13 protein-coding genes are annotated in these 14,282 nt (G+C 57.5%); 9 read left to right on the top strand and 4 right to left on the bottom strand.

All coding sequences use genetic code 11. The features are described from left to right. Positions 1 to 109: 109 nt before the first annotated feature. Together L3J03_10810 and L3J03_10805 are read left to right on the top strand one after the other, a co-directional pair. Positions 110 to 295: a hypothetical protein gene (locus L3J03_10810; protein ID MCF6291471.1), complete on the top strand. Its 186-nt coding sequence runs from the start codon at positions 110 to 112 to the stop codon at positions 293 to 295. Positions 296 to 545: 250 nt separating this feature from the next. After that, complete coding sequence (locus tag L3J03_10805) at positions 546 to 959, top strand: cytochrome c family protein (protein MCF6291470.1); 414 nt, start codon at positions 546 to 548, stop codon at positions 957 to 959. Positions 960 to 1,018: 59 nt separating this feature from the next. Here the strand turns inward: L3J03_10805 and L3J03_10800 are convergent, their stop codons facing one another. Together L3J03_10800 and rnr are read right to left on the bottom strand one after the other, a co-directional pair. Next, positions 1,019 to 1,846: a tRNA methyltransferase gene (locus L3J03_10800; GenBank protein ID MCF6291469.1), complete on the bottom strand. Its 828-nt coding sequence runs from the start codon at positions 1,844 to 1,846 to the stop codon at positions 1,019 to 1,021. Positions 1,847 to 1,885: 39 nt separating this feature from the next. Next, complete coding sequence (rnr, locus tag L3J03_10795) at positions 1,886 to 4,117, bottom strand: ribonuclease R (GenBank protein ID MCF6291468.1); 2,232 nt, start codon at positions 4,115 to 4,117, stop codon at positions 1,886 to 1,888. Positions 4,118 to 4,419: 302 nt separating this feature from the next. On the opposite strand from rnr, the gene L3J03_10790 reads away from it, so the two are divergent. Beyond that, positions 4,420 to 6,525, top strand: a complete 2,106-nt coding sequence (locus L3J03_10790; protein MCF6291467.1) for an HD domain-containing protein — start codon at positions 4,420 to 4,422, stop codon at positions 6,523 to 6,525. A gap of 182 nt (positions 6,526 to 6,707) precedes the next feature. Here the strand turns inward: L3J03_10790 and aat are convergent, their stop codons facing one another. Both aat and L3J03_10780 read right to left on the bottom strand, forming a co-directional pair. Further along, on the bottom strand, positions 6,708 to 7,403 hold the full coding sequence (gene aat, locus L3J03_10785) for a leucyl/phenylalanyl-tRNA--protein transferase (protein ID MCF6291466.1): 696 nt from the start codon (positions 7,401 to 7,403) through the stop codon (positions 6,708 to 6,710). Between the two features lie 17 nt (positions 7,404 to 7,420). Beyond that, a complete protein-coding gene (locus tag L3J03_10780; protein ID MCF6291465.1) occupies positions 7,421 to 8,734 on the bottom strand; it encodes a DUF401 family protein in 1,314 nt (437 codons plus the stop codon). 300 nt (positions 8,735 to 9,034) lie between these two features. Between L3J03_10780 and L3J03_10775 the strand changes: the two genes are divergently transcribed. The 6 genes from L3J03_10775 to L3J03_10750 form a co-directional block, all read left to right on the top strand. After that, the gene (locus L3J03_10775; protein MCF6291464.1) at positions 9,035 to 10,120 is read left to right on the top strand and encodes an ATP-binding protein; all 1,086 of its coding nucleotides are present in this window, start codon (positions 9,035 to 9,037) and stop codon (positions 10,118 to 10,120) included. Positions 10,121 to 10,707: 587 nt separating this feature from the next. Next, positions 10,708 to 10,953 carry a CopG family transcriptional regulator gene (locus tag L3J03_10770; GenBank protein MCF6291463.1) on the top strand — a complete coding sequence of 82 codons (246 nt, stop codon included), beginning with the start codon at positions 10,708 to 10,710 and terminating at the stop codon, positions 10,951 to 10,953. Continuing rightward, positions 10,946 to 11,224: a type II toxin-antitoxin system RelE/ParE family toxin gene (locus L3J03_10765; protein MCF6291462.1), complete on the top strand. Its 279-nt coding sequence runs from the start codon at positions 10,946 to 10,948 to the stop codon at positions 11,222 to 11,224. Before L3J03_10770 ends, L3J03_10765 begins: the two co-directional genes overlap by 8 nt. 254 nt (positions 11,225 to 11,478) lie before the next feature. Then, positions 11,479 to 11,745 carry a DGQHR domain-containing protein gene (locus L3J03_10760; GenBank protein MCF6291461.1) on the top strand — a complete coding sequence of 89 codons (267 nt, stop codon included), beginning with the start codon at positions 11,479 to 11,481 and terminating at the stop codon, positions 11,743 to 11,745. Positions 11,746 to 11,764: 19 nt separating this feature from the next. Then, positions 11,765 to 12,490 (top strand): hypothetical protein, encoded by a 726-nt coding sequence (locus L3J03_10755; protein ID MCF6291460.1) that lies wholly within the window; start codon positions 11,765 to 11,767, stop codon positions 12,488 to 12,490. Between the two features lie 21 nt (positions 12,491 to 12,511). Next, positions 12,512 to 14,282: PDDEXK nuclease domain-containing protein (locus L3J03_10750; GenBank protein MCF6291459.1), on the top strand; the 1,771-nt coding region annotated here is incomplete at its 3' end.

The raw sequence follows: 14,282 nt of genomic DNA, 5'->3' as shown, positions 1-14,282 counted from the left end.
GAGGTTGGACTGGGAAAGGGGTTTTCTTATACCGAACGGTGTAGCGGACCCTGAGCCGCGGCCGTGACGGCAAAAGCGGAATTTGAAACAACTTCGGCATGATATACTTATGGCTTCCGAATCACCGTTGCGGCGAAGCGAGTTCCTGCTTGATAGCCTGTTTATGAACAGCCGGCCCTTCTCAATGGAGCGGCCGTTGGTAGAAGAAAACCCTTTTCCCGACAGGAGGGGGGTTACTGAATGTTTACGATTTCACCCACCGTTGTCGGGTCGTGTCACCCGATGTCCACTATGAATCCATGTCATTCGGATATAGGGTGAAGAAAAACAGGGGCCCCGGGATCGTCCCGGTTCCGGAACCAGCATAGCTGGACCAGGTTTTCAGGCGGCAGCCGCAACCAGCAATGAAAATCTCCCCGGACGCCGGGCGTTGTCCGGGACGACTTTCATATAAAGTGAAATCGACAAGTTGCAACATGACCCACGTCCGTCTCGTATGTTGTTGCGAGACCGACAAAGATAAAATTCCAAGGAGGAGGTTCGGTATGCGGAGAATAATCGTTGTACTTTCAACAGCATTTGCCGTGGGCATGGGTGGAACCATGGCCATGGCCGCGGCAACGGAAGGGCTGCAGGCGCCCACCGTGGAGATTATTATCGAGGGCCGGAAACCAGCCCGGTTCGACCATCAGACCCATCTGGCCCTGGAAGGGGTCACCTGCGGGCAGTGTCATCATGACGCCGGGCATCAGCCGTTGAGCGAGGAGGTCATCGGCGCAATGGCCAACGCCAGGCAACTGGCCTGTGTTTCCTGCCACAACCAGGATTTTGCCAATGAAAAACTGCGAAAGGTCAAGGATGCCTTTCACCGCCGCTGCAAAGGGTGTCACAAGACCGGAGTGGCCGAGATCAAGGGGCCGACCAAGTGCAAGGCCTGTCATCTGAAAAAGAAGAAATAATAATGTCCGGCCGGGAAAGGGCTGTGCGGAAAAAAGCCGGGCCGTTGCCCGGCTTTTTTTTATGATATGCCGCTCTCTTTTTTGCCCTCTGCCCCCTGTCTTCTATCCTCTAATCCCTCTGCCTCTTGTCTGTTGTCTTCTGCCTTCTGATTCCCCTCATACCAGAGAAACTGGCGGCAGACCCCGCGGATGATCCGGGCCTCCCTGGAGCGGAGCCCCATCCGGCCGAGAAACTGCCGGATGTTCCGCACCCAGTAGGTGGTGTCCTCGGTCTTGAGAAAGCCGATCCGGGAGAGTAGTTCCTCCACATGGGCATACATCCCCTCCAGTTCCCGGGTATCCGCCAGCCGGGGCCGGGGTCGCTCTATTTTGCGGCCGGCCGCCAGGGCGCCGTAAAAGAGTTCATGGCTGAGGATTGCCACGGCCTGAGCCAGGTTCAGGGAGGAGAAATCAGCAGTGGGGATGGTCACGGTGAGCTGGCAGAACTTGAGGTCATCGTTGGTCAGCCCCCGGTGCTCCGGGCCAAAGAGCAGGGCCACCTTGTTCCTTGCCAGCAACGGCGGGACAATCTCGGCCATATCCCGCGGGGTCTTTTCCAGGCGCCGTTTGCGCCCGGCCCGGGCCGAGGTCCCGACCACATAGGAAAAAGGGGCCAGGGCGGCCTCCAGGGTCGGGTAGCGCTCCAGCCGGTCGATCAGTTCCGCACCCTTGTGGGTGGCCAGCTTGAGCATCTTTTCCCGGTCCGGTTCCTGGTCGCGGACCACGACCAGCCGGGGGATCCCCATGTTCATCGCGGTCCGGGCCGCGGCCCCGATATTTTCCGGGTACTTGGGTGTCATCAGCACGATGGCCGCGTTGGCGAGCAGTGATTCCGGGGCGTTGGTCATCTTTGTTGATATTTTTGAAAACAATGCTCGTTTTTCGTCTCAGTCCCTGTCAAGGGAGGGATCGTGGATCTGGAAGTTGATATGCCGTTTACCGGGATCAACGCTCGTCACCCGGACCTGGACCACATCGCCCATCTGGAAGATGCGGCCGGTGTTGGCGCCGATCAGCCGGTAATTTTTCTGGTCAAACTGGAAATAGTCCCCCTTGAGCTTGGCCATGGCCACGGCGCCGTGGATGAACAGGCCAAGCAGTTCCACATAGATGCCGAAGTCGGAAACCCCGGAGATGACCCCCTCGAACAATTCGCCGATCTTGTCGGCCATGAAGCGGACCTGGAGCCGGCCGGTCATCTCCCGCTCCGCGTCTACCGCGACCCGTTCCCGGCCGGAGAGAAACTCACCGGCAGCAACGAGATCGTGATCCCGGCCCGGGAGGGCCTCTTTCGCGGCCTTGGTGTTCTTTTTCCGGATCAGCAACCCGGTCAGGGCCCGATGGACCATCAGGTCGGGATAGCGCCGGATCGGCGAGGTGAAATGGGTATAGAACTCCGCGGCCAGACCGAAGTGGCCGACATTCTCCGGCGCGTACCGGGCCCGCTGCATGGTGCGGAGCAACAGGTTGTTGACAATATACTCCTTGGGCGTGCCGGCCACTGTCTTGAGCACCGTGCCGAACCAGTGGGGGGTGCCGGTGTCCTTGGGCAGATTCAGCCCCAGGGAGCGGGCGAACTGGCTGAACTCCAGCACCTTGACCGGGTCCGGGGTCTCGTGGATCCGGTACAGGCAGGGCTGGCGGGCCTCGGCCAGGGCCTCGGCCACCGCCTCGTTGGCCGCCAGCATGAACTCCTCGATCAACTTATGGGCAACATTGCGTTGGGCCCGGGCCACGCTTTTGATCTCACCATCAGCAGTGATGGTGATCTCCGCCTCCGGCAGTTCAAAACCGATGCTGCCGCGGGCGAGTCGTTGTTTGTTAAGGAGTGCCGCCAGTTCGCCCATATCTTGAAGCGGCCCCAGCAAGCCGTCATGCTGGCGGCACAGTTTCGGATCCTGATCAACCAGGATCTTTTTGACGATGGCATAGGTCAGCCGTTGCCTGCTGCGGATAACGCTGCGGCAGAATTTTTTTTTCTTGCGCCGGCCGTGGCGATCAAAGTCGAGGACCGCGGTAAAGGCCATCCGGTCCTGGTCCGGAACCAGGCTGCAGAGATCGTTGGACAATCGTTCCGGCAGCATCGGCACCACCCGGTTGGGGAAATAGACGCTGGTGCCGCGCAGGTAGGCCTCATCGTCCAGAACCGTGCCCGGCCGCACATAGTGGCTGACATCGGCGATGGAGACATGGAGTCGATAGCCCTGTTTGGTTTTTTGGATCGCAACCGCATCGTCAAAGTCGCGGGCACTCTCCCCGTCAATGGTGACATGGGCGATGTCGCGCAGGTCACGCCGGTTTTCGTCCGTTGCAACCGTGGCGTCAAGGGCCGCGGTTTCAGCCAGGGCCGCCTCGCTGAAAGCATGGGGCAGGCCGTGTTTGCGGATCACGATCTCGGTCTGCACCGCAATATTTTCAGGATCGCCCAGCACCTCGACAATCCGGCCTTCGGGATTGCGTTGGCCTGGTTTGAAATCAATGATTTCCGCCACCACGGCATGGCCGTTACGGGCATTGCAGGAATATTCCTTGCGGATCAGGATGTTGAAGAGGAGCCTTTCCTCTTCCGGCACCACCATGCCGGTGGGCCGGCCAGCGACATAGATCCCCACCAGCCGGGTGACGGCCCGGTTGATGACCCGGACCACCTTGGCCTCGGCCCGGCCACGTTGCCGGCCCTGTAACTCTACCAGCACCCGGTCGCCATGGTGGGCCGAGCCGAGGCTGCCGGGCCCGACAAAGGGGTCTTTTTTACGGTCGCCTTTTCCGTTGCCGGACGGTTCCCCGGCATCCCCGGTATCAAGAACCACAAAACCGAAACCGCGGGGCGTCATTTCAAGGGTCCCTTCATGCAGACCGGTCCGGGCCGTGAGGCGATATTTTTTATTGGCCGGGCATTCGACCAGCTGCCGGCGGCAGAGCCCGGCAAGCGCGGCCAGAAGGTTCTTCCGGGACCTGTGCCCGGCTCCCAGGCCCAGGCCGGTCTGGATTTCCGACAGGGAGAGCGGCTGGTTGCGCTGTTGCAGAAAGGCGAGGACCTCCTCGGCAAGGCCGCCTGGCCGGCCGCGGCCGGATTTGCTGCGGTGATCTTTGTTGCTGTGCTTATATCTATGTGTCATAATCTTGGTTGAGTTGCTGATGGTTGCCCGGCAAGGCGGAATCACTGCCATGCCTCGCCTTCTGGAAAAGGAAGCGTAGCGGACAAGGATGCCCGCGCGGGACCGTATTGCCGGCCAGGTTTTTTATACAGATATTTTAGAAAAACCGGGTTTCTTCAGGTATAATAACATGTTTTCATGCTTGCCGGGGATTACCGGCCCCATGTTGCACCGGCTTCCATCATACCCTATTTTGCCAGAAGGGACAGCAGTTGTCGCAGGGGCCGTGGTCGCCCCTCCCCATGAACCGGACCGCACACCTAATGTCTAAGGAATTTGATCTGGCCGAATACCGGCAACTGATGACGCGCTACCTGGGCGGCTCAAAGGGCACGGCCAGGGTCTTCTGGGAGGCCCTTGATTTTGCCGTAGCCGCCCATGCCGGCCAACGGCGGCGGTCGGGCGAGCCCTATATCCTCCATCCCTGCCGGGTGGCCCAGGTCCTGGCCGAGGAGATGGAGATCACCGACCCGGAACTGCTGGCCGCGGCCCTGCTCCACGACACGGTGGAGGATGTTGAGGAGATCACCATTGAAATGGTCGCCGAACGGTTCGGCCGGAACGTGGCGGCCACGGTTGACGGCTGCACCAAGATCGTCCGCTTTTCCGGGGACCGCCAGACCTTCTACAAACAGGTACACCGCAAGATATTCTCCGGCGCCGCGGCCCGGTTGGAGGTGATGCTGGTCAAGCTGGCCGACCGTCTCCATAATCTCCGCACCTTGAACGCCATGCCGCGGGACCGGCGCCAGAAGATTTCGGTGGAGACCCTGGATATCTACGCGCCCATGGCCAGGGTGATGGGTTTCTTTAATATGAAGCGGGAGCTGTACGACCTGGCCCTGAAGTACAAGTTCCCCCGCCAGAGCCACAAGGTCCAACTGCGGATCCGGCAGATGGAGGAGAGCGAGGAGGTGCGGGAGATCGCGGCCAGGCTCCGGCGGGAGCTGCGCCGGGCCAGGATCGATTGCCAGGTCTCCATCCGGCCCAAGGGGCTGTGGGGTTATTTTGATCCGGTGAAAAAACAACTGAAACAGGTGATCGATCACCCGCTTGAGTATACTCTCCTGGTCAAGGACATCCATTCCTGTTACGAGGCCCTGGGCATTGTCAATCAGAACTTTCCGCCCATTCCCCGGACCATCCGTGATTTCATCGCCAATCCCAAACCCACCGGCTACCAGGGGCTGCACGCCCGGGCCAATATCAAGGGTCATAACTATCTGTTCAAGATCCGCACCCCGGACATGGCCCGTAATGCGCAACGGGGCATTATCCATGGCTGGTCCGCCCATTCCAAGGTGGCGGGCATCTTTGAAAAGGAACTCCGGGAGATGTTCAACATCCTCGGCGCCGACCAGGGGCTCTCGCCCAAGGAGATGATCGCGGCCAGCGGCAAGAAGGAGATCTACACATACACTCCCAAGGGCGACCGGATCTGCCTGCCCATCCAGAGCATTGTCCTGGACTTTGCCTACCGGGTCCATACCGACGTGGGCAAATACTGCAGCGGCGCCATTGTCGGCCAGCAGCGGGTTCCTCCCGGCCATGTATTAAAGGACGGCGACCGGGTGAAGATCCTGCGCCAGGACAGCCCGGTGCTTTTTGATCCCGATCTGCTGGAGCTGAGCCAGACCCCCCGGGCCCGTTCCGGGGTGGCCAAGGGGTTCCGGGTCCGGCAGCGGGCCCTGGCCCGGGAGATCGGCCGGGCCATCCTGCCCCAGGAGTTGAAACGCTATGGAATCGACGCCGAGGTCCTGAACAAGAAAGAGGTCAAAACCATTCTGGACGAATATGGACTGGAGTCCCTGGACCAGCTTTACCAGGGGGTGGGTGCGGACCAGATCCATCTGCGGGAGCTGGTGGGCAAGGTGATCGATACCCTGGTGAACGGTCAGGAGATCCTGCAGCCCCCGGCCGGGGTCTTGAACCGGACCTGCCTCTCATCCCTTGATCCGGTCTGTATCAAGTTTTCAGCCTGCTGCAAGCCGGTGCCCACTGACAAGGGACTGGTCGGCCTGCTGAGCGAGCGCGGCCTTTCGGTCCATCATCACGAGTGCAAGCGCTTCCGGGGTTTGAAGGTGCAGCGCGAGGATGTGGTCGAGGTGCGCTGGAAACTCAAGGAGACCTCGATCAGCAAGCCCCAGACCCTGTATGTGGCAGCAGCGGCCCGGAATCGAATGCTGATGCTCCTTGGCGTGGCCCCGGTCAAGATGAAGATCTCCGAGGTCATCGCCCTGTCCCGGATCGAGACCAAGAAGCCGGCCTGGGAGGTTATCTTCCGGGTGGCCACCCTCTATGACCTCCGCAATATCCTCAATCATTTTACCAAGAGCGGCCTGCCTTACGAGTTTGTGCTTGAGCAGTAATCGTAAACGTTCAGCAGCACCCCATCTGCACGCGATCAGCCTGGCTCGCATAGGTTGACTATGGCTCGCCATCCTGCTTGCGCACATCTACGGCACTGCTGAACGTTTACAGGCCTGAGATTGTGGACCTCTTTCGCATGGCCGGTGAACGGTTACCAAGTTTCTTGGCATTTGGTGAATGATTACGAATTTTCCTCAAACCGCCATTGACCCGGCAGGGGGCCGGGATCGGTGAGCGCGTCTTTAAGTCGTGTTTCGAACTCCCGGCGAGAGACCTCCCGGGCGCCGAACTGGAGAAGGTGATCAGAGGCGACCTGGCAGTCGATCAGGGCAAAGTCCCATTTTTTGAGTTGGGCAACAAGGGCTGCCAGGGCGATTTTGGAGCTGTTTGAGCTGCGGCTGAACATTGACTCGCCGAAAAAGATTTTTCCCAGGGCCACCCCATAGAGGCCGCCGGCCAACTCCCCTTGCCGCCAGCATTCCACTGAATGGGCAAAACCCAGTTCATGGAGCCGGATATAGGCCTGAACCATCTCCGGGACGATCCAGGTGGACCGTTCCCCACGGCGGGGGATGGTGGCGCAGCCATTGATTACCCGGGCAAAGGCCTGGTCCATGGTGATGGTAAACAACTGTTGGCGAATCAGCCGGCCGAGCCGGCGGGAGGTCCGGAAGGCGTTCGGTTCGATGATCAGCCGGGGCGAGGGGCTCCACCAGAGGATCGGATCGCCCGCTCCGTACCAGGGAAAGATGCCTTGCCCGTAAGCGGCAAGCAGCCGCTCCGGGCCGAGGTCGCCGCCCACTGCCAGCAAGCCGTCCGGCTCGGCCAGTTCGGTGGGCGGAAAAAGGATGTTATCGCTCAGCCTGAATACCGGCATGGTTCAGCTCCCTTTTTTTACCAACCCAATCGCCCCAACAGCACCGACATGATAATCCCCGCCGCCATGATGCTGGCCACGCAGGGCAGGATATGACGGTACACCCGGATAAAGGGGGCCGCAAAAAAATCCTTGGTCAGCACGAAACAGAGATGGACCGGCGACAGCATCATTCCGGCATAGCCCATGCTGAAGGCGAGTACCAGGGTAGAGAGCGGGGTGAGCCCGGCGGCGCCCACCTCGAGCAGGCCGACCACCAGGGGAAAGGCGGCGCCGGCAAAGCCCATGGCAATGCCGGTGACCAGTCCGGCCAGAAAGGGGAGAAAGGCAACGATGATCGACACCGGTACCTGGGAGGCGGCCAGCTCCCGGCCGGCCAGGGGCAGGAGCTGGGACCCGCCCAGCAGGGATTGAAAGACCATCACCCCGATCAGGGTAAGGGCCACGTTGCCGGTTTTTCTGGTAAGCAGGTTGGTGAACAGGCCCGGGCCGTTCTGTTGGCGCGAGCTGCGCCGGATCAGGCCTAAGGCGATCAGGAGTCCGGCCAGCATGGCCAGCATCTTGCGCACCGTGCTGCCACCATCGGGCAGCACGGCGCGCAAGGGCTCGGGCAGGACAAGGGTGGTCAGGACGATGATCAGAATCGGCAGCAGCACCGGCAGCAATCGTTCTCCGGCCTCTCTGGTTGCAACCGGCCCGGAGGGGAGGGCATCGGGATGGGATCTGAGCAGGAAAAAATAACCGGCCCCGATGCTGAACAGGGTAAAGGGGATCTGCAGGGCCATGAACTGCCAGGTAGACACGGTAAAGATGGACAGGGTGATGATAACTACCGGATAGAGCGGCCACCAGTATTCGAGGATGTGGCGGAACCAGTAGTTGACCGCGGCCTTCCACTCCGGGGTGGTGTTGTTTTTATTGACGGTCTGGTCGATGAGCGGCGCTGAGAACAGGGCGCCGCCGGGCATGGGCACCAGGCCGATGGCCGCTGGAATCAGGATCAGGCTGAGGAATTTACCGTGTTTCCCGCCAAAGCGACGGGCCGAGTTGATGATCACCCTGGCGTTGGCATCGGCTGCCATGAAAGAGCCCACCTCGATGATCAGGATGATGTTGACCACCAGCAGCCAGAGTTCGGGACGGAGCAGGGCCTGGCCGAGATCAACGCCCACCGTGGCCGGCCCCCGGCCGCTCCAGAGGTCCAGAACCAGACCGCCCAGGAGCAGGGCCAACCCCAGGGAGAGGCGCAACCGGTTGAGGAGCAACACCCCGGCAAAGGTGAACAGTATTTTGAAGGTGGCGGCCAGTTCCATGGTTGACTTTAGTTTCACGCTGGGAGGCCATGGATAACTCCTGTATTCCCCAAGGCCGGGACCTGCCCCTTATACCACGACCCCGCCCGCCGGTTCCAGGAATTTCCCCTGTCCGCTCTCCGTTCACAGTCCACACTCTTGCCACCCACTTCCATCTGTCATTGCATATTGGAAGCTTGACTTCCAGTGACAGGCATGTATTTTAGTTGCTTATCATTGAAAAATCATATACTCTGTTTGAAATTTCAATGATAAGTAGGGCTGCACATGTTCATTCATCGAAAACAAGACATTGATCGCCTTGGTCGCCTCCTGCGGATGTTTCCGGTGACCGCCATTCTGGGAGCCCGCCAATGCGGTAAGACAACCCTGGCCAAAACCCTGGCCGCTGACCATTATTTTGACCTTGAAAATCCGCGCGATCTGGCCAGGCTGGAGACCCCGCAACTCACTCTGGAGAAACTTGCCGGGCTGATTATAATCGATGAAATCCAACGTGTGCCTGATCTCTTTCCACTGCTTCGTTATCTGGTCGATACCCTGCCGCAACAGAAATATGTCATCCTTGGCAGCGCCTCCCGCGATCTGATTCGGCAGAGCAGTGAAACGCTTGCCGGCCGGATCGGTTATTATCATCTTGGCGGTTTTTCTTCGCATGATATTGATGATCCCGACCGTTTGTGGCTGCGCGGGGGGTTCCCGCGGGCCTTTCTGGCGTTGGATGACGGCGATGCCTTTACCTGGCTGGAGCATTATGTCGCCACGTTCATGGAGCGGGATATTCCCCAACTGGGAATTAATATCCCGGCCCGTACCCTGCGGCGCTTCTGGGCGATGCTGGGCCATTATCACGGCCAGATCCTCAATTACTCGGAACTCGGCAAGTCCTTTGGCATTTCCGACATGACTGTCAGAAAATATGTAGACATCCTGACCGGCACCTTCATGGTGCGGACCCTGCCGGCCTGGTATGCTAATGTCTCAAAACGGCTTGTCAAACGGCCGAAGATCTATCTACGCGACTCCGGTATTTTTCATTATTTTATGACCATTTTCACTCACGATCAGTTGCACTCGCACCCAAAGCTCGGGGCGTCCTGGGAGGGGTTTGCCCTGGAAATCGTCTGCCGGGCCGTGGGCAAGCCGGACGAAGATTTTTATTTCTGGCGGACACATGCCGGAGCCGAACTGGACCTTTTCTGGCAGCATCATGGGCGGAATTGGGGGGTGGAGTTCAAATACGCCGATGCACCGCGCCGCACACGGTCAATGACATCGGTTCTACAGGATCTGGAACTCGAGCATCTCTGGATTGTCTATCCCGGTCAGGAAAAATACATCCTGGATGACAGGATCACGGTGCTGCCTTTCTCTGACATTAAGGAAAACTGGCAATATCCCTAATCCTCTCCCGTGGACACCCTCGCAGTGGCGGCATCTCCAGAAACCGTGTTCGGCGCTGGTCAGACGAGAAAGCCGAGAAAACAGGACACCGGGCTGAAAAAACGATACGATTCCGTGCTTGGGGACATATCCGATCTCATCGATGCGGCAAGGAGGTCGGCGGCCCGTTCCGTCAATTGTATCATGACAACCGCCAGAATATGACAAGGAACTCATCGAACGTTTGGCCGCCGATCTGTCCTTTCGCTATGGCAGGGGGGCTCGGTTCGCAATGTTTGGCAGATGAAGGCGTTCTTCCTCGCGTGGCCAATTCCGCAGACAGTGTCTGCGGAATTGGCTCTTTCCAGCATCGCCTCAAGATTCCCCTTCCCTGGTCCGCCTATGTCCGGTCCCAATTCTCCTTATCTTTAAAAAGAGCATCCCAAGGATAAGTTTGTTAATTGTGAAAACACCGTCCCGCATTTTCACGCGCATTTTCACCGTCCCGCATTTCCACACGGAATTACCCTTAACGTTTTTTGTGTTTTTGAAGGACGTATGATATCATCAAATCTGATGACAATGTATACTTAATAGAGAGGCTTGTTATGAGTGAGACGATTCTGGTTTCCGCACGGGTATCACCGGAAGTGGCCAACCGGTTGGCTGCCTTGTCGAAATCAACCCACCGCTCAAAATCATTTTTAGCCGCACAGGCCATTGAGGAGTTTATCAATGTCCAGGAATGGCATGTAGAGGCGATCAAGCAAGGAATTGCCGCTGCAAAAAACAATGATGTGAAAAGTCACGAACAGGCGGTGGCCATTTTGAACACCTGGGGCAAGAATGCGTAAACTGGAGTGGACGGTTCCCGCCCTTCATGATCTGGTTGCCGCCGGTGAATATATTGCCCAGGAAAATCCAAAAGCCGCAGAACGGATGGCCGACAAGGTCAAGGAGGCAGTGGAATACCTCCGCGATCACCCGAATTTGGGCAGACCGGGCCGGCTTTCAGACACAAAGGAACTGGTTGTCTCCGGAACCCCGTTCATTGCTGTTTACTGGATAAGAAAAGGCGCGGTCCAGATACTCCGCCTTCTCCACCACGCCCAGCGCTGGCCGTAGTTCGAGCCGGCCGGTTTTATCCCGCCTCTACTCGCCCTGTCCCTCTATCTACGCGTTGTTTTTATCGCTAACGTCCCAGCCTTACCGTTGATAGTCCCCCCCTCGACCGTCCTCTGACACAGGTAAAGGAAGTCTGTTTTTACTCTTGGAAGTTTGCTTGTTGACTTCCCTGGACAAATTGTTATTCTGGCCTCTTTCAAGCCAACCACGAAAAAAAATCCAAACCTCCGCACGGTCGAACGCCTGAAATCTGTATGAAAAACAACAAACTGGCCCGCGAGTACACCTATTCCTTCCCTGCCATCCGAGGGATTCAGGCGGGGCGGGAATACTACGTTACCATGTGCCCGCTCAAGTTGCTGCCGGCCATTTTCCGTAATGGTGAAAACGACCTGTCCCCGGAATTGCAGGCCCAACGCGTAATGAATAAGGGCCGGGTGGCCCCGATCTCCCGGTATGTCGTTGAGAACCGGGACACCTATGTTTTTTCTCCTTTCCACGCCCTCACCATGGGAAAATGATAATGAAGAGCTGCTTTCCATGTATAAAAATGCTCAGGATGGCGAGTGCCCTCTGGTGATAGACAAGACTACCCCGCCCTGCGGCAACAGTCGTTTCGGCTGCTGGACCTGCACGGTAGTGGCAAAAGACACCTCCATGGAATCGATGATTAACAAGGGAGAGGAATGGCTACAGCCCCTGCTTGATTTCCGTGATTGGCTTGCGACCACACAAAATCCCGAGGGGAAAAAAAAGATACGCGATTTCAGGAGAAGATCCGGCAAGGTCCAATATAAAGAAATCGACGGTTCTAAAAAACTTATCTGGGGACCGTACCTTTTTTCTTTCCGTCAAGAAATCCTGCGGCGTTTGCTGGAAACGCAAGCAGCTTTGCGGAAAAACAGCCCCAATCCGGAAGAGCAGCTTATTTCCGAAGCGGAATTGCTTAAAATAAGGCAGCTGTGGCTTTTCGAGGAAGGGGATTGGCCGGACTCGTTGCCGCAAATCCATGAACAGGTAACCGGAAAAAAACTCCATGTTCCCAAAGACGACTGGTCCGGGATGGGCGGCCTTGAGCATCAAATTCTGCAGGAAGTCTGCGAAGAGTATGATGTGCCGGTTATACTCCTCACCCAACTTTTTGACGCGGAGAGACGCCAGCATGGGATGGGCAGACGCTCAGCCATCTACAGCGATATTGACTCTATTCTGAAAAAAGACTGGCAAAAGAGGGAAGAGGTACTGGCTAAAATCGGGATTCAATAAACAAGGGACAAAGAGGAATCAGTGAAGAAAAAGCCTAAGGAGCAGGACGCCGAGCTGGGGAGACAGTACGATATCGTCCTTGGTGATATATCCGATGTCATCGCGGCGGCCAGGAGATCGGCGGCCCGTTCCGTCAATAGTATCATGACGGCAGCGTATTGGCTGATCGGTCGCCGAATCGTTGAATATGAGCAGGAAGGGAAAAAACGCGCCCAATATGGTGAGGAATTGCTCAAGCGGTTATCTGCCGATCTCGGCAAATGCTATGGGCGCGGGTTTGGAGTTGATAATCTTCAACGATTTCGAGCCTTCTACCTCATTTACCCCTCTGAACGAATTTACGCGACACTGTCGCGTAAATTGCCTGATAAAGACCAGACAGAAAAATACGCGATTCCGTTGCGTATTTCCTCAGACCATGCCGCCCCTCCGAAGGGCCAAACATTGATCGATAAAACCGGGTTGCCGGAAAAAGAGCAGACAGCGTCTGCGGAATTGAATCCGCTTAACCTGGCCTCATGTTTCCCTCTGCCCTGGTCCGCCTATGTCCGTCTTCTTTCCGTGAAAAACGACAACGCCCGTCGCTTCTATGAAGAAGAGGCCCGGCGCGGCGGTTGGACGGTACGGCAACTCGACCGGCAGATCAATTCCCAGTTCTACGAACGAACAGCCCTGTCACGAAACAAGGCCGCCATGCTGACCAAGGGACAAAAGCTACTGCCTGAAGATCGTGTGCTTCCCGAGGAGGAAATCAAAGACCCCTTTGTGCTTGAATTCCTCGGCCTCAAGGACGAGTATTCCGAATCCGACCTTGAAGAGGCCTTGATCCGCCACCTGGAGACTTTCCTTCTGGAGCTTGGCAGTGATTTCTGTTTCATCGGACGGCAGAAACGTCTGCGCATCGGTGATGAATGGTATCGGGTGGATCTGGTCTTTTTCCATCGTCGCCTGCGATGTCTGGTGATCATCGACCTGAAGATCGGTAAATTCACCCATGCCGACGCCGGACAGATGCATCTCTATCTCAACTACGCGCGGGAACACTGGATACACGAAGGTGAAAACCCGCCGGTAGGGCTGATTCTCTGCGCCCAGAAAAACGAGGCCGTGGCCCGGTACGCGCTGGAAGGTCTTCCGAACAAGGTGATGGCCTCGGAGTACCGGACCGCCCTGCCCGATGAAAAGGAACTGGCTGCGGAGATCGAGCGGACTCAGGCCCTGTTGCAGGCTCGAAAAAGGGTCTCCCGCACCGACCCGATGGTCAGGCTGACAGAGAGATTAATCGAAACGATTCCGCTGTTTCAGGCATTGACCGAAAAATCGAAAACTTCGATTTCCAACCGGTCCCGGAAGCTTTTCACCATGAGCAGCATCCACCAAGCCACCAGACGACTGCTCCGGAAAGAGAAAGGCGAAGCGATATCGCCCGACGAGGAAAAACTTGCCATCGACTTCTGGAACGAGGTGATCGCCAATATACCGGATTGGACGGATGCCTTGGAGAGAAAAACGACGCCGGCCGCACTGCGGCAGAAGTATGTTCATGCCCACGGCATTACCTTGCAGGCCTTGGCAATCGCGGGAAACAACTTGATCCGCCTGCACCCCGGTGACTGGCAACAAAGACTTCGGGGAATCCGGACCCTTGATTGGCGCCGGGCCAACACCATACTTTGGGAGGGCAAAGCCCTGGTCGGCGGCAGAATGAGCAGATACAAGCACAGCCTGACCTTGACTGCCGATGTTATCATGAATAGCCTGGGGTTGCCGATTGACCATGATGAGGCAGCGA

This window comes from Desulfobacterales bacterium, from assembly GCA_021647905.1.
Taxonomy (GTDB): Bacteria; Desulfobacterota; Desulfobulbia; order Desulfobulbales; family BM004; genus JAKITW01.
Note: the sequence above shows the minus strand (reverse complement) of the source record. Positions and strands in the feature narration are given on the sequence as shown.